The organism is Microcoleus sp. D2_18a_D3, from assembly GCF_036702455.1.
Lineage (GTDB): Bacteria > Cyanobacteriota > Cyanobacteriia > Cyanobacteriales > Microcoleaceae > Microcoleus.
This window is the reverse complement of the sequence record NZ_JAUBTK010000012.1, coordinates 39,660-55,116: the sequence shown is the minus strand read 5'-3', so window position 1 is coordinate 55,116 and position 15,457 is coordinate 39,660. Positions and strand designations below refer to the sequence as shown.

At 43.7% G+C, this 15,457-nt stretch carries 14 protein-coding genes; 8 read left to right on the top strand and 6 right to left on the bottom strand.

Annotation, left to right across the window (positions count from 1 at the left end; all coding sequences use genetic code 11):
* Positions 1-13: 13 nt before the first annotated feature.
* Positions 14-1,105, bottom strand: a complete 1,092-nt coding sequence (gene ychF / locus QUB06_RS08260; protein ID WP_333434885.1) for a redox-regulated ATPase YchF — start codon at positions 1,103-1,105, stop codon at positions 14-16.
* Between the two features lie 121 nt (positions 1,106-1,226).
* Here ychF and QUB06_RS08255 point away from each other — a divergent pair, with 121 nt between their 5' ends.
* Positions 1,227-1,583, top strand: coding sequence for a hypothetical protein (locus QUB06_RS08255; RefSeq protein ID WP_333205857.1), 357 nt, complete (start codon positions 1,227-1,229; stop codon positions 1,581-1,583).
* A 133-nt stretch (positions 1,584-1,716) separates the two neighbouring features.
* Here QUB06_RS08255 and QUB06_RS08250 read toward each other — a convergent pair whose 3' ends face one another.
* Positions 1,717-1,965, bottom strand: coding sequence for a gamma-aminobutyric acid A receptor, epsilon-like protein (locus tag QUB06_RS08250; protein ID WP_333434884.1), 249 nt, complete (start codon positions 1,963-1,965; stop codon positions 1,717-1,719).
* A gap of 772 nt (positions 1,966-2,737) precedes the next feature.
* On the opposite strand from QUB06_RS08250, the gene QUB06_RS08245 reads away from it, so the two are divergent.
* Together QUB06_RS08245 and QUB06_RS08240 are read left to right on the top strand one after the other, a co-directional pair.
* Complete coding sequence (locus QUB06_RS08245) at positions 2,738-4,744, top strand: peptidoglycan-binding protein (RefSeq protein WP_333434883.1); 2,007 nt, start codon at positions 2,738-2,740, stop codon at positions 4,742-4,744.
* A 485-nt stretch (positions 4,745-5,229) separates the two neighbouring features.
* Positions 5,230-6,678 carry a pentapeptide repeat-containing protein gene (locus QUB06_RS08240; protein ID WP_333434882.1) on the top strand — a complete coding sequence of 483 codons (1,449 nt, stop codon included), beginning with the start codon at positions 5,230-5,232 and terminating at the stop codon, positions 6,676-6,678.
* Positions 6,679-6,722: 44 nt separating this feature from the next.
* On the opposite strand, the gene QUB06_RS08235 is transcribed toward QUB06_RS08240, so the two are convergent.
* On the bottom strand, positions 6,723-7,757 hold the full coding sequence (locus QUB06_RS08235; protein ID WP_333434881.1) for a CHAT domain-containing protein: 1,035 nt from the start codon (positions 7,755-7,757) through the stop codon (positions 6,723-6,725).
* A 121-nt stretch (positions 7,758-7,878) separates the two neighbouring features.
* On the bottom strand, positions 7,879-8,166 hold the full coding sequence (locus QUB06_RS08230) for a hypothetical protein (protein ID WP_333434880.1): 288 nt from the start codon (positions 8,164-8,166) through the stop codon (positions 7,879-7,881).
* 191 nt (positions 8,167-8,357) lie between these two features.
* Between QUB06_RS08230 and QUB06_RS08225 the strand changes: the two genes are divergently transcribed.
* The 3 genes from QUB06_RS08225 (at position 8,358) to QUB06_RS08215 (ending at position 11,872) form a co-directional block, all read left to right on the top strand.
* Complete coding sequence (locus QUB06_RS08225; protein ID WP_333434879.1) at positions 8,358-9,884, top strand: aminotransferase class I/II-fold pyridoxal phosphate-dependent enzyme; 1,527 nt, start codon at positions 8,358-8,360, stop codon at positions 9,882-9,884.
* A 99-nt stretch (positions 9,885-9,983) separates the two neighbouring features.
* Complete coding sequence (gene cbiT / locus QUB06_RS08220) at positions 9,984-10,577, top strand: precorrin-6Y C5,15-methyltransferase subunit CbiT (protein ID WP_333179209.1); 594 nt, start codon at positions 9,984-9,986, stop codon at positions 10,575-10,577.
* A gap of 377 nt (positions 10,578-10,954) precedes the next feature.
* Positions 10,955-11,872 carry a phosphatidate cytidylyltransferase gene (locus tag QUB06_RS08215; RefSeq protein ID WP_333434878.1) on the top strand — a complete coding sequence of 306 codons (918 nt, stop codon included), beginning with the start codon at positions 10,955-10,957 and terminating at the stop codon, positions 11,870-11,872.
* Positions 11,873-11,993: 121 nt separating this feature from the next.
* On the opposite strand, the gene QUB06_RS08210 is transcribed toward QUB06_RS08215, so the two are convergent.
* Together QUB06_RS08210 and QUB06_RS08205 are read right to left on the bottom strand one after the other, a co-directional pair.
* Positions 11,994-12,785: a DUF2993 domain-containing protein gene (locus QUB06_RS08210; protein ID WP_333434877.1), complete on the bottom strand. Its 792-nt coding sequence runs from the start codon at positions 12,783-12,785 to the stop codon at positions 11,994-11,996.
* 349 nt (positions 12,786-13,134) lie between these two features.
* Positions 13,135-13,290 carry a hypothetical protein gene (locus QUB06_RS08205; protein WP_333434876.1) on the bottom strand — a complete coding sequence of 52 codons (156 nt, stop codon included), beginning with the start codon at positions 13,288-13,290 and terminating at the stop codon, positions 13,135-13,137.
* Between the two features lie 109 nt (positions 13,291-13,399).
* Here QUB06_RS08205 and QUB06_RS08200 point away from each other — a divergent pair, with 109 nt between their 5' ends.
* The gene (locus QUB06_RS08200) at positions 13,400-14,194 is read left to right on the top strand and encodes a pseudouridine synthase (protein WP_333434931.1); all 795 of its coding nucleotides are present in this window, start codon (positions 13,400-13,402) and stop codon (positions 14,192-14,194) included.
* Positions 14,191-15,072 carry a RodZ domain-containing protein gene (locus QUB06_RS08195; protein ID WP_333434875.1) on the top strand — a complete coding sequence of 294 codons (882 nt, stop codon included), beginning with the start codon at positions 14,191-14,193 and terminating at the stop codon, positions 15,070-15,072. The genes QUB06_RS08200 and QUB06_RS08195 overlap by 4 nt, the downstream gene beginning before the upstream one ends.
* Positions 15,073-15,457: the final 385 nt, after the last annotated feature.

Genomic DNA, 15,457 nt, shown 5'->3' with positions numbered 1-15,457 from the left:
CCTCGAAAAAAAGCTAAACATTAAATCGGAACAACAGCACATCCCCCTCTTGTACAACATACTCTTTTCCTTCACTGCGAACTAAGCCTTTTTCCTTAGCCGCATTCATCGCGCCCGTAGCAACCAAATCTTCATATGCTACAGTTTCGGCCCGGATGAAACCCCGTTCAAAATCCGAGTGAATCACCCCCGCAGCTTGCGGTGCTAACATTCCGGCAATAATTGTCCAAGCGCGAGTTTCCTTTGGCCCGCTAGTAAAATAAGTCCGCAAACCCAATAATTCGTAAGTAGCTCGAATCAGAGATTTCAAGCCACCTTCTTTTACCCCCAGAGATTCTAGGAAATCCGTTCGTTCTTCCTCGGATAACTCCACCAATTCTGACTCAACTTGCGCCGAAACTATGACAACCTTAGCATTTTCTGCTTCTGCTACTTCCCGCACTTGTTCGACATAGCTATTTCCGGTTGCTAAATCGTCCTCAGACACGTTAGCAGCATAGATAATTGGTTTGTTGGTGAGTAATTCCAAACCTTTAACTAATTCAGCTTCTTCATCTGTGAAATTGTACTGCCGCGCCGGTTTCCCCGCATTCAAAACCACGACTAATTTTTCGAGCACATCCACTTCTGCCTGAGCTTCCTTGTTGTTGCGGGCTAGCTTGCGAGTGCGATCGAGCCTGCGTTCAATTTGAGCTAAATCTGCTAAAATTAATTCGAGATTGATAATGTCAATATCTCGGATCGGATCGACAGAACCCGCAACGTGAATGATATCGTCATTCTCAAAACAGCGGACAACGTGGACGATCGCATCTACGGCCCGAATGTGAGACAAAAACTGATTTCCCAGTCCTTCCCCCTGACTCGCCCCCTTCACCAAACCGGCAATATCCACAAATTCCATCCGCGTCGGCACAGTTTGCACGGAATTGGAAATATTGCTCAGCACCTTCAACCGTTCGTCTGGCACTGCCACGATACCCGTATTTGGCTCGATCGTACAGAAAGGAAAATTAGCAGCAGTCGCCTTGGCATTAGCAACCAGAGCATTAAACAAAGTAGATTTGCCAACATTAGGCAGTCCGACAATTCCGGCAGTAAGCATAGCTATTTAGAAACATATCACTGTTTCAAAATATCATAAGGAATAGCAATATATCTGACTTGTGTGTTATAACTTCCATAGCTAAGCTTGAATAAATATACAACTTGAGGTAGATGGCTCAATGGTTAACCAGTGGTTAAGCAAAGTAACGATGGCTGCGGGGCTGTCGCTGCCTCTGTTAGCGCTCACAGCAGCTAGCGTTTTCGCTCAGACGGTCACAATTTCGGTGATTAACAACAGCGGCAAGACGATGACAGCCGTCTATATGTCTCCTCCCGATAAGGAGGCTTGGGGAAAAAACGAGTTGCCGGCCCCGATTGCCGATCGGGAAAAGGCAGATTTTGAGTGGGATCGAGCTGACTACGAGGGTTCGGATGCGGGCTGTGTTTTTGATGTCATGGCCGAATACGAGGACGGCAAATGGACTGCTTTGGGTGCTGTTGACCTTTGTAAAGAGACTGCGCTCAACTTCAAGTAATCGATAATCTACGCAAAAACCGAGTTTTTTCAAGTCTGATATTCATCAAAAAGATTGGGGACTTTGGAGAAAGCCGGTTTTTGCGATCGACCTGACAAACAATCTTAAATTTCGCGATCGACTAAAACATAATTTAAATAGGTTCAGGGATTGTCTGAGGAATAGGTTCCGGCACTGTCTGAGGAATTGGAGAGGGTACAGTTTCCGGCACCGGTTCGGGAATTGGCTGCGGAATTGGCGCAGGTACCGGTTCCGGTACGAAGCCGGGAATCGGTTCGGGTACCGGGCCCGGCACTGGTGGCGATGCGGGTATAGTCGGGAACCCCGGTTCGGTACTGGGAATCTGCGGCCCTGGAAATGGACTAGGGTTGGGAAAAATCACGGCAATTCTATTAATAACTCGATACAATCATCGTAGATAAAAAACTAAAAAAACGACATCTATCTAAATAGTGAAAATATTAAAATTGATATTTTGTAGCATTTTAAATCAGCTTTTTGGAGTAGATGACAGCAACCGGGTTTATCTATATTTGATTTTTTATGCTGACCGAAAGCAATTTGGTCACAGCCCCGCGGTACAGGCCGTGAACCCTTGAAAAAAGCGTAGCTTACTCATTACCTGCGAGCTCTACAGCCCGTGGGAGCAATTCTAAAATCTAAAATTTAAAATCGCGCAATCGCACAATCGCCCTCCGAAAAGCCTTGCCAGCCTTGGCTGCGTTTTTAGCCAGTGAAGATGCACCGCCTCAACGGAATATATTAATTCGGTGATTTCTGCAAGTTCAGAATGGACAACGGAACAGGTTAAATTGACGATCGAAAGAGGATACATGAAGTAAAGTGAAGTTTGAAAAGATTTGTGAAGGTGGCTAAGTCTACTTAGACTAGCTGTTATGCTAGGTCAATAGTCCGGACTGTTTTCAATAAATAACGGCAGGATGCGGGTTTCAGCCTTCTCAGTGAGGTCAAATGCTAACGGTAGAATGAGGGTTTGGGCCTCTGTATCAAAAACTGTCCGGAGTATTGCTAGGTAAAAACTTAACTTTTGGCCAGGTGCGAAATGGGGAAGGTGTGGTAAGCTGCGTAAAGCAAGCTCGATAGTAATTTATTGTTCCTTGGCATAACAGAGAATAGAGAAAGGAAGAAATCGGATGGATACGTTAGGGTGCATTCAAGCTTGGTTAATCTGGGAAAAACAGGAGGAACAGTCAGAAGTTCCTGAGATTCAGATTTCCGCTATTCCAGGTTTACTGATTTTGATTTTGATTCTTACTCCTCTGATCGATTTACATCCTGTACTCGCTGCACAATTATTAGCTAGAGGAAGTCGAGGTCAAGATATTGTGGCATTGCAGAATGATCTCAAACAAGCTGGGTGTTTTCCTCAGCGTGTTAGAAGTACGGGCTATTATGGAAAAATTACGAAAGCGGCTGTGCAAAAACTACAACAAACTCATGGTTTAAGAGTGGATGGAGTTGTGGGAGAACAAACTCGCAATGCTTTGGACTCTGGTAAAACTTGCCAGTCATTAGCCAGTTCAGGAGTTCTTAAGATGGGAAGTCGAGGGGAAAAAGTTCGTCAACTTCAGAGTCAGTTGAATAATTGGGGATTTCCGGTTAAGAAAGTAGATGGTGTGTTTGGAAAAGAAACTCGTGAAGCAGTTATTCGGTTTCAAAATTATCATGGTTTGAAGCCCGATGGAATTGTTGGGCCGAAGACGGCTAAAGTTTTGTGGACACCTCGAACTCAAGTTTCTCAAGCTAATACTACTCAAGTTTCCTATGATTCTGATACTTATGAACAAGCATTTGTGGAGGTAATAAGTGACCCAGAAAACGTAATTGAACAGGGACAAGATGTCTTATATATTAAATCCAAGAACTTTGAAATCATTAAATCCGCTATTTTTGATGAAAATCTAGACAAGAAAACTCGATACCGGGCTGCTATCTTTTTAGCAAGAAAAATTTATGCTGAAAATTTTCATAAAAATTGGCTAGATTTTCAAAAAGAGCCAAAAAACTGTAAATCACGTAGCTGTATTGATAAACCTAACATTTATAGGATTGATAGTGTACTTATAGGAGAAAAACGAGAACAAGTTCCAATTGATGAGATAAGATTAATTCTTAATGAAGCAGCCAATCAAGAAGAAGATTTGGTAAATCGTTTTTTGGCTGCTTCTGCGATGGCATACATTAGGGAAAATCCGACAAAAAATATTATTAATATTCTCAAAGAAGAATTAGAAACAAACAAGGTATCTAATATTCTAAATTTAGAAGAAAAAACAACAAGTAATACAAATTCAGAAAATGGTGATTCTACACCTGAAATAAACACAAATTCAATGAGCACACAAGCTCTCGAATCCTTAGATATTTTCAGCGAATATGCTAATGATAGTAGCTATTTTGAAGATACAATACCAGTTCTGAATGAACTTATGAGGGATTCCAAAAATAGTGAATCAGGGAATGCTGCCATAATATTAGGTAAAATTGCTGCAATAGGTAATGATATAGCTTTTCAACATTTAATAAGCTTATTTGAATCTGATAAAAAACTAGAATCTAATTCTATCTTTCCAATAGAGGTTGCCACAAAAAATATAATTGTTGCACAAAAAATGTCCAAAAAAAACAAAAATTCTATAAAGTTATTGAAAGATTTGATTACCCAAGAATCAAACAAGGATAATCGTCTTCAAGTGGGTTTAGCAGCTTCTATATTAATATCTGTTGGAGAAGAAGAATTTATTATTAATTTGCTAGGACAAGATAAAACAGACAAAATGAATTTTGAACTAAAGTTAGAACTAGCTGAAACTCTTTATAATGAGAGCAAGAATGATAAGAGTAAAGAAAAAGCTTTAGAAACTATAATTGATTTGTACAAAAAAAATCCTAAATGGGATCTGGATATTATCCTTGAAAAGAATGATGTTCCGAGATATCCAGCGTGTATTCTATATAGCATTGGTCAACCAGCAGTAAAAGGTTTAGAACAACTTATGCAAGAGAACCCGAATTTAAAGACTGATGTAAATCGACTTTTAGATTCTATTAATAATCAAATAAGCGAAACACCTTGTAATGAGGCAGGAGGTGGTATGGGATGGGTAATTAGTCGTATTTTTGGAGGTCGTAAGAAATGAAAAGGAAAAGATTAAGAGAAAAATTTCAAAATCAAAATTGGACTTATAGAGATTTTAGTAATTGGGATCTTCAGAGAGCAAATTTTAAAAATTTTATTCTTGTAGGAGCAAATTTTACTGATGTTTTAGCTGGAATTATACCACTTGTAAAAGTGTTTATAATTATTATTTTATTGTTGTTATTAACTCTGGCAGCAATTATCTTATCCTATTCGAGTCGGATGGTGGGTTATTTGCTATCTAACGAGAAGTGGTTTATAGCTGAATTTGCTTGGATAACGCTCTCAATAATAGGTATTACAGTTATTATTTTTCTTCTGAAAGCAGACTTTAGAAGTACGTTACTGTTTTCAACTATTCTATTCGCAAGCTTTTCAATTATTGTGTTATTCATAGTTCCTGAAAATGACTCTGTTGTCAATTTACTCAATTCACTCTTGGCTGGATTTTTTATATTTATTGGTTTTTTTACGGGATTTTCATTTTTGGTTGAGATTACTATACTTTTGGAAATCGTTACAACTACTTCTTATCAGAAGAGACCTATCCTTCTAGCTTTAAGTGCAGTAGCTATTCTATTGGGTATTACCTGCGGTAGTTTAATATATTTTGAAACCTATCAACAATTAGTTTCAGGTATCTTTATTAGTTTGTCTTCCTTACCAATAGTTTTTTATGTCCAACAGAAAGCTTTAGCAGGAGAGCGTAAATATCTATTTTTTAAATCCCTTGCTATTAGCTTATCTTCAAAGATAGGAACGACGTTTGAAAAAGCTGATTTAACTGATGCAAACTTTACAGGTGCAGTTTTGGGAAACACTGACTTTAGAGAAGCTAATTTAACTCGGACTTGTTGGCGGAATGCTCGGAACTTACATAAAGCTAGAGTTGAAGGAACCTATCTGGAAAACGAAAAAATTCGTCAATTGCTTGTTACAGGAGATGGGCGCGAACAAAACTTTGACGGGTTAGACTTGCGAGGATGTAACTTACGAAATGCAGACTTAACCGATGCCAGTTTCATTAATGCAAAATTGAGCGAAGCTACCTTAGAAGGGGCAAACTTAACGCGAGCAAAACTCGTCAAGGCTCAGCTTTACGGCACTAACCTCACCAATGCAATCTTAACAGGTGCTTGCATTCAAGATTGGGCAATTTCCCTCGATACCCAACTTGAGGGGATTAAATGCGAATACATTTATATGCGTTTAGCAACCAAAGAAGACGGCGATCCTTGGCGCAAACCGGACAACCGCAATGAAACCTTCAAAGACGGTGATTTTACCGATTTTATCGCGCCTATTATCAAAACTCAAAAACTCTACCAAACTCAAAATGTCGATTTGCGGAAAGTAGCAGAGAATTATACAATTCTGGATTTATTTCACTACGAAGGTGTCGATCCCAGTGCGGCTGCGATCGCCTTTCAGAAATTAATAGAAAAATATCCAGAAGCAGGATTGCGAGTGCTTTCAATTGAAGGACGAGGCAATGAAAAAATTCACTTTCAAGCTCAAGTCACCGATGAGGTTAACCGTTCGCTCCTCAGTCAAGAATATAATGAAATTTACAAGCAAGTACAATCGGGAAGCTATAAAGATTTACTAGCACTTTTGGCAGGCGTTAATGAAAAAGACAAACATATTGTCGATCTGAGAAATTTATTAGAAACAGCATTAAAGCAGAATAAATTTTATGTTGAAACTTATCAACAAAGTAGTAATATTACCATTAGTAGCGTCCAGGGAAATATTAGTGGAGTGGTTGGTGGCGATCTAACCGGAAGTGTAGATGTTTCCCAAGGAGATACCCAAATTGCAGGCGATCGCAACATTCAAATCGATCGCGGCGATTACCGGGAAACCTCTATTAACGAACAAGGAACCTATGTTGAAGGTGATGCTCATCACGATTCCCAACAGAAAGAAAGCTAGCTGAATCTGCAATCTTGGTGTTAGGTTTTGTTGTCGCGCTTCCCCTAGCTTTTGCTATTTTGCCACTCTTCCAAAGCACCAATCACAAAACTTGCTGCTGGATGATTTAGAAGTTGCTCAAAAGCACTAACACCACCCGCCTTTAATGCACCGAGAACTCGATTCATCAACGCAGGATTACTTTCAATTTGCTCGATCGCTTCCCCTGCAACTTTCATTTTTCCAGTCATCGTATCAGTGCGGTTATTTTTGCTGAGTTGTTCCAGCAGTTGTTGAATTTCATTAGCAGCTTCAGCAAGATTTTGTTTTTCTGCTGAATTATTGTAGTAATTTCCTTCAACATAACTGCCTTGGTCATTAACCGATGTCTCACGGTAATCACCACTTCCCATCTTGATGTTACGTCCGCCTGTCATTTTTTTATCTCTATCTCTTTGATTAGACATATTTGAATAAGACTCAGTTGGTGGTATAAAAGTAGCCGTTTTTGGAGCTGAGTTTTCACTTTTTTCAGCATACCATTGAGGAATAAATTCTTGAGGTATTCCCGCAATCCTAATCGCATTGCATCCTAACTGATAAGCAAAATCATAGGTTTGACCTGCTCCTAAAGCATCATAAAATGCCACGGAAAATTCAATCGCTGCCCTATCATCAATAGCCTGACTCATGCCAATCACATAATTAATGTATTTAGCTATTTCTTGAGCTTGGTACTCAGAGTGACAAGCGTTAAGCACAACACATTCAACCTGTGCAGAAAACAATTGAAAAAGTCCTGCTAGGGCTTCAGTATCAACTAACTTTTGACATCCCGTATCATCTTCAAAAACCAGACCATTTTCCCCCGATCCATGTCCGCTAAAATGAACAATATTCGGCTTGTGGTCTAAAATTGCCCTGCGAATATCTCTGTATCGCGTAGCTTCTGCAGATTCAATCGAAAATAAATCCCTAGAGTGCGATCGCTTTAATCCTTCTTTGATTTCTCGCACTTCTTCATCCAACCGCAAAGGAGTTGTTCTTTTAGGATTAGCTGATAAAATTAAAACTTTTCGATGAATAGCATCATAATTCACAATTTCATCCTCCCTGAGATAATTGTTAATTTTTATAAAATTAACTTTTTCTGAAGTTATTAACTCCTATTTCCATAGATGATACAGCATATTGCAAGCTTATGGATAACAGTAACAGCATTTAGTAAACCAGTTTTTTAGATGTTGAGGATTCATGTTTGTCGAGGGCGACGGCAATTAATGTATCAATCAAAAAACGTGCGATCGCCCTCCAAGACGCGATCGGGCGAGCGTGTCCAGTCAAGAAAGCAGCCGATATTATCGAACAGGTTGTATTGACTCGAAAGCCGATATTGGCTGAAAAATAGTCGCAGACTGTGGTAGGATTTTGTGCTGTAACTGAAACCACAGCCCCTAGACAAATCATAAGTAAAGCAGTAGACAGGATTGTCAAGTGTTTGGGTTTCATACTTAAGCAGTCGATGTTAAGTCATTTTAGAGAAGTTTGAAATTGAGACAGTGTTGCTTGTGGGCGATTGCAAGGAAAAAGGCAGCCGTCGATGCGATCGGGGAATTTCCAGCAATGGTTTCAGCAATTAATAACCTCCAGTGAAACCTCGGCGGTTGCTATAATTCCAAATATTCAAATCAAGATTAAGCGTGTCACCAGCAAACTCTCAACAACAAACACCTCTATTAGATGCCTTGCGCGAGCGCACAAATCACCCACACGCCCCATTTTATGCCCCCGGACACAAACACGGACAAGGAATCTCTCAACCCCTAATTGACTTATTCGGTGCAGCAGTATTTCGTTCGGATTTGCCGGAATTGCCGGAGTTAGACAATCTCTTTAACCCAGAAGGTGCAATTGCCGAAGCTCAAGACTTAGCCGCCGCAGCATTTGGAGCCCAATCAACTCGGTTTTTGACCAACGGTTCGACTTGCGGAATTATCGCCGCCATCTTAGCAACTTGTGGCCCCGGCGATAAAATTATCTTGCCTCGAAATATCCACTCATCGGCAATTTCTGGTTTAATTTTATCCGGCGCAATTCCAATTTTTGTCAATCCAGAGTACAACCCGGAATGGGATATTGCCAACAGCATCACCCCAGAAGCCACAGTCGCAGCCCTAAAACAACATCCCGACGCCAAAGCAGTAATGATAGTTTACCCAACCTATCACGGCGTCTGCGGCAATTTGCGGGCGATCGCCCAAATTACCCATCAATACAACATACCGTTATTAGTAGACGAAGCCCACGGCGCACACTTTAACTTTCATCCAAACTTGCCAGAACCAGCACTATCAGCCGGCGCCGATTTAACAGTACAATCAATCCACAAAACCCTCGGTGCAATGACACAAGCATCAATGCTGCACGTCAAGGGCGATCGCATAGATATCCAAAAATTAAATAGAGCATTGCAGTTAGTACAATCTACCAGTCCGAGTTACATACTATTAGCATCCCTAGACGCAGCCCGCCAACAAATCGCACTCCACGGCGAACAGTTAATGACCCAAACTTTACAACTAGCAGAAAAAGCGCGATCGCGCATCCGTCTAATTCCTGGCTTATCAGTTTTAGAACCGTTAAATACACCTGGTTTTGCAGCATTAGACCGCACCCGACTAACCGTAAAAGTATCCGATTTAGGAATTACAGGATTTGCCGCCGATGAAATTCTGCACTCGGAACTCGCAGTCACCGCAGAACTTCCCATGCCTCAACATCTAACATTTATTATTAGCTTGGGCAATACAGAAAGAGATATCGACAATCTAGTTAAAGCTTTGACGATTTTAGAAGGAAGAAGGGAGAAGGAAGAAGGAAGAAGGAAGAAGGAAGAAGGAAGAAGGAAGAAGGAAGAGAGAAGAAGTCCGATGTCCGATGGAAGATTTGCCCAATCTCCCACTCTCCCACTCTCCCCCTCTCCCCCTCTCCTCTCCCCCCGCGAGGCCTTCTTTTTGCCAGCGGAAATAGTAGCTGCAGACAAAGCAGTCGATCGCCTGTGCGCCGAACTCATCTGTCCCTATCCCCCAGGAATACCAGTCTTGATGCCCGGTGAAATCATTACGCCAGCAGCCGTTGACTACCTGCAACAAATCCTTGCCGCCGGCGGAAAAATCACAGGTTGTAGCGATAGAAACCTCCAAACTCTCAAGGTTGTGCGACAGTAAATATTAAGGCTTGGGGGAAATTGGGAGAATTTCTACTTCTTCCGCGAGTTCCAACTGTCGTCTTGCTTCACTCAAAAATCAAAAATCAAAAATATAACTATGCTTTGGCCCTACGTCACTCCAGGCATCCCGGATGACTTATTTGAACGTTTACCGGGAATTCCCATGAGTAAGCGAGAAGTCCGACTGCTATTAATCTCCCACCTGCGGCTGCAAGCAGATTCAGTGGTGTGGGACATCGGTGCAGGTACTGGTACGATCGCCGTAGAAACAGGTTTGCTGTGTCCCAAAGGTCGGATTATTGCCGTTGAAAGGGACGAAGAAGTAGCAAGCTTGATTCGCAGAAATTGCGATCGATTCGAGCTCAACAACGTAGAAGTCATAGAAGGCAGTGCCCCGGAATGCCTTGCAAACCTGCCCCAACCCCCCCACCGAGTCTGCATCGAAGGAGGTCGCCCCATTAAAGCGATTCTCCAAGAAGTCTGGCGGTACTTGCAACCCCACGGTAGAGTTGTCGCCACAGCCTCGAATTTAGAAAATCTTTACGCCCTTTCCGAAGGCTTCGCCGAGTTACAAGTCCGCAACATCGAGGTAGTCCAGTCCGCAGTCAACCGCTTGGAGACTCGTGGCCTCAGTCAAACCTTTGCCGCCGTCAATCCCATATTTATTCTCAGCGGCGAAAAGCTGGATTAGAAGTTAGTTGACAGTTGACAGTTGACAGTTGACAGTTGACAGTTGACAGTTGACAGTTGACAGTTAACTTTAACCTGGTTCCTCGGCAGATCCTGGGAATACATACCCAATGCCCCATGCCCTATGCCCTATGCCCATTCCTAAATGTAATTCTTAACCTTTTTTACGTTCAATTAACCTTCATACTTAAGAATAGGGGCCACCATAGCTGGATTGACCGCCTGACTTGAGATATTGGATGACCGATGGGGGATGGGGGTTAGTTGTGCAAGGGATCAACTCGTGCTCTAGAAAAATCCAAAATCTCAAATCCAAAATCCAAAATCCAAAATCCAAAATCGAATGATCCACCGCCGTCTGCAAGAGAAATTCATTTTATGCCTTGGTCTCGTATCCTGAGTGGAATAGTTGCGATCGCCCTTGCTTTGGGAATGATTATTATGGGCGGATGGTACTTCACCGTCGGCTTTGGAGTCATCGTCTACCTAGGCCAATTGGAATATTTTCAATTAGCCAGGGCTAAAGGTATTGCACCCGCTGCCAAAACTACCTTAGCCGTCAGTCAAGGGCTATTAATTACTGCCGCCCTAGCACCGGAACTCGTAGATGCCATGTTCCCCTTAGCGGGAACCTTAATCTGTTTCTACCTGTTATTCCAACCTAAATTATCGACGATCGCCGATATTGCCTCCTCAGTTTTAGGATTGTTCTACGGCGGTTATTTGCCCAGCTATTGGGTACGGCTGCGAGTCGGCCTCGACCCCGGCAATCTTGCTACAACCCAACTTTCGCAAGCAGTAGCAAGCAATTTGCCCGTTAACATTTCCTCGCCGCCGTCTTGGACAACTTCCAGCCATATATCTTTAGGATTGACTTCGCTGCTGCTGGCTTTCTTCTGCATCTGGGCCGCTGACATTGGGGCTTATTTTGTCGGCAAATTCTTCGGCCGCACTAGCCTCTCCCACATCAGCCCCAAAAAAACCGTTGAAGGTGCGGTATTTGGAGTTTGTGGCAGCATCGCCGTGGCAGTCGCTGGGTCTTGGTATTTACACTGGCCGGGGTGGCCGTATACTGGGGCTGCTTTTGGTCTGTTGATTGGGGTTGCTAGCCTGTTGGGAGATTTAACTGAGTCGATGATGAAGCGAGACGCCGGCGTTAAGGATTCGGGACAGTTGATCCCCGGTCACGGCGGCATTCTCGATCGCACTGACAGTTATGTTTTTACCGCACCCTTAGTCTATTATTTTGTGACTTTACTGTTGCCCGCGATCGACTCTTTTTTAATTAATCGGTAATTGGGCATTGGGCATTGGGCATTGGGCTTTGGGCTTTGGGCATTGGGCTTTGGGCTTTGGGTATGTATTCCCAGGCTCTACCAAAGAACCAGGTTAAAGTCAACAGTCAACAGTCAACTAACTAAGGTAAAACTCTAATTCCTCCCCGACAAACAATCTCCCCCGGGCTCAAAATCAACTCTTCTATCTCAACTTCCGGCCCAAAATCAATTTTAAAACCATTGAAATCACTGGTCTTTAATTCTCCATCCATTTCGATTTCTGGTTCTTCAAACATCAATTCGCGACCGCTGGATATCCGCAAACCAGTCCGCAATACAAAAGGAATTTGCGTACCGCCAGCGCGCAAAATTGCCGCCGACAGCGTTAACAAACCCGCTTCAATTGCGATCTGAGAATTTTGCAACTTCAGCGACTTTTCCCTATCTGTTAGTGGCAGCATAGGCAGCAAAAATTCGCTCAAAGCATCAGCCAGCAAAGGCGCTTTCAGCGACGCATTCAAATCCGCTTGGCTGACCCTCAAAACGCCTGCCACGGGAACGGATTCCAGGAGGCGCAGGGGTTGGCCTTTGAGAGCTTGACCGAGGTTGATGCGAATGCCGCAGCCCTCTATGGCAACTTCAGTTAGGTGTAGTCCTTTATACACAGCACCGATCGCTGCAGCCGTGACTTTGGGGATCGCACCGCTGAAGATTTGTCGATCGCTCCCCTCAATTTTCACCTTCAACTCGTCCACGTGCTGAACTTGCGATCGCAGCCACAACTGCACCGCCGGAGACAGCACCGCGCTCGCGATCCGGCTGCCTTGACTCGGCGAAGGTCTCCCCGGCTCAAGGTCGAGATTAACAGTCCCACCAGAGCCAGCAGCGCCATCTCTATTGTCAAATTGAAGAGAGTTTCGATCGACAGTCATAAACAATTTCAGAATATAAACCTTAATATTCAAGCACAGAAATTTAACTAGAGCTTGCACATCCGATCTCAAAAACCCGGTTTCTGCACAGATATATCGCCGTCAACCTCGGATTTTCCTTAGAAACCAGGTTGATGAACACAAGCCCCATTAACTCCAAAATCAAGCAGAAATCTGGCATCAGCCACGCCAGAAGCAGAAAAATTCTCACCTTTCTCCCCTTGGGATCTTTGGGTAGTTCACCAGTTGTGCGATCCCGATGAAAAATTCGCGATCGAGCGTATAAATTTAACCAGGAGTACGGGATTTATGGTAGTGTTGGTTTATGGTCGGGTCAGACCCACACCTCTCACACCAGCCGCAAACCAACGGTGCAAACCTGTGCCTGCCGCGAGTCTTTTCGTAGTTTTTGCACAGCATTCAGGGTAATGCCATCAGGACAATCTGCACCGGGCACAAGGACAATCTGTGCCAGGCTGGGCGTCCTGTAATAATTGGTCAGCATTATAATTTATTCCCAATCAGGAATTGAGCATTGCTAGTACGGTTAATCAATTAACCGTGTCGTGTTTCCTCCCCACCGCTGGTTCGTTGGGGATTTCCACACTCCCGTCATGTCTGATGAAAGGCTGCAAAAAATCCTGGCCCAGTGGGGCATTGCCTCTCGCCGTCTTGCAGAACAGATGATTGTAGCTGGACGAGTCCGAGTTAATGGCAATATTGTTCGCTTAGGAGAAAAAGCGAATCCCGATCGCGATCTCATCCAAGTCGATGGAGTCCCGGTGAAACCAACGGATCGACCCGCACAGGTCTATCTGTTGCTCAACAAACCGGCAGGCGTAGTTTCTACTTGCAGCGATCCAAGGGCCCGATCGAAAGTTCTTGACTTGCTGCCACCACAACTGCGATCCGGTCAAGGCATCCACCCCGTAGGACGCTTAGATGCAGATTCCACCGGCGCCCTGTTGCTCACCAATGATGGTAAGCTGACATTTTGTTTGACCCATCCGCGTCACTCGATCGCCAAAACTTATCAGGTTTGGGTGATCGGCGATCCCCCGGAACGCATACTACAAACGTGGCGTCAGGGTATTATCTTGTCCGGCAGAAAAACTTTGCCCGCGAAAGTTAAAGTTATCGATCGCGCGCGAGACCAAACTCTGTTAGAAGTCATTCTATCAGAAGGCAGAAACCGACAGATTCGGCGAACAGCCGAACAGTTGGGATATCCCGTGGTGCGCCTGCACCGCACAGCCATTGGCCCGATTCAATTGCAGCGGCCCGGTGCGCCAATATTGCCACCAGGCTGCTGCCGACCCCTAGAAGATGCGGAAATTATTTATTTATGGAATCTAGTCAACCTAACATCAATAAGCGTGCCAGTAAATTCCCAGGAGCACAGCATATGACAAAGAATTTATTGTTTTTATTCTTCAAAACCACTAAGCAGAAACGGCACTCCCAAGAGCCCGAAACAGCTCAGAAGAAGCTAGCGGAAATTGGAACTCAACTCCGTCAGTACCGCGAACAGCAGTCTATTTGTTTGGACAAAGTAGCCGTGGTAACAATGATTCGGCGGAATCTGCTACAAGCCATCGAGGACGGTCAACTCGACCAACTTCCCGAACCCGTCTACACTCAGGGTTTGATCAAGCGCTACGCTGAAGCAATGGGTTTGGACGGAAATCAGTTTGCCGAATTTTTCCCGATCGAACCGCCGCCCCGATCGAGAACCAAGCTATCCTGGCAAGATGGGCCTCAGTTGCGGCCGATGCACCTCTACCTCTTTTACACATTTCTAATTATCTGTTCGGTCAATGTCTTATCTCAGTTGATGAGCGGTTCTATTACCGCAAAAAACGGTGCGGGAGCCGAAGAACTAGCGCTTGGTCAGCAAGAACAAGCTCGCGCCGCTGCTGAGGCATCGAGAGCCTCACAAAATCAGAAACCCGATAGTTACGAGGCTGTCGAAGCAGTAAGAACCGGTCAAAATTCAAATAAATCTGGCAATAAACCAGTGATGGTTAACGTCACTTTTAAAGCAGAATCGTGGATGCAGGTTGAAGTCGATGGTAAAACAGAGTTTGAGGGAACTTTGCCGACCGGGACTGTTCGCACCTGGGGGGCTCAAAAGCAATTAGTAGTGGTAGCAGGTAACGCCGGCGGGGTAATGGTTGCTGTTAATAACGGACAAGCCGAACCACTCGGAGCCCCTGGAGTCGCCAAAGAAGTTGTGTTTAAAGCAAACGAACTCAATCCTTCAGCACCGCCCAAGAATGAAGGTTGAGTGTTAATTGGTAATTGTTAATGGGTAATAGGTAATAGCGGGCAGTCCACAGATTTTAATTAGAATGTCCGTCTTGATGCACTCATTACCAATTACCAATTACCCATTACCCATTAGATCAAATCCGGTTGCATCGGAATAGTCAAATCCAGTCAACAGTCAACAATCACGGATGGTGCAACCGGAATAGCTCTAACTCATCTGCGTTAATTTGTGTTTATCGGCCTGTATCTGCGGTCAAAAAAAGATAATTTATGAACCGCAGATGACAAGGGATTGACGCTGATTCACGCAGATAAAGAGTAGAGAGATAGGAATAATTCCGATGCTAACAGATTTGATATTACCCATTAACAATTACCAATTACCCACTACCAACTACCCC

Excerpts from the sequence above, each read along its gene's own strand:
- QUB06_RS08255 (WP_333205857.1), top strand. The coding sequence starts at position 1,227 with ATGGTTAACCAGTGGTTAAGCAAAGTAACGATGGCTGCGGGGCTGTCG.
- QUB06_RS08230 (WP_333434880.1), bottom strand. The coding sequence starts at position 8,166 with ATGAAACCCAAACACTTGACAATCCTGTCTACTGCTTTACTTATGATT.
- ychF (WP_333434885.1), bottom strand. The coding sequence starts at position 1,105 with ATGCTTACTGCCGGAATTGTCGGACTGCCTAATGTTGGCAAATCTACT.
- QUB06_RS08210 (WP_333434877.1), bottom strand. The coding sequence starts at position 12,785 with ATGACTGTCGATCGAAACTCTCTTCAATTTGACAATAGAGATGGCGCT.
- QUB06_RS08200 (WP_333434931.1), top strand. The coding sequence starts at position 13,400 with ATGTCTGATGAAAGGCTGCAAAAAATCCTGGCCCAGTGGGGCATTGCC.
- QUB06_RS08195 (WP_333434875.1), top strand. The coding sequence starts at position 14,191 with ATGACAAAGAATTTATTGTTTTTATTCTTCAAAACCACTAAGCAGAAA.
- QUB06_RS08245 (WP_333434883.1), top strand. The coding sequence starts at position 2,738 with ATGGATACGTTAGGGTGCATTCAAGCTTGGTTAATCTGGGAAAAACAG.
- QUB06_RS08215 (WP_333434878.1), top strand. The coding sequence starts at position 10,955 with ATGCCTTGGTCTCGTATCCTGAGTGGAATAGTTGCGATCGCCCTTGCT.
- QUB06_RS08205 (WP_333434876.1), bottom strand. The coding sequence starts at position 13,290 with ATGCTGACCAATTATTACAGGACGCCCAGCCTGGCACAGATTGTCCTT.
- cbiT (WP_333179209.1), top strand. The coding sequence starts at position 9,984 with ATGCTTTGGCCCTACGTCACTCCAGGCATCCCGGATGACTTATTTGAA.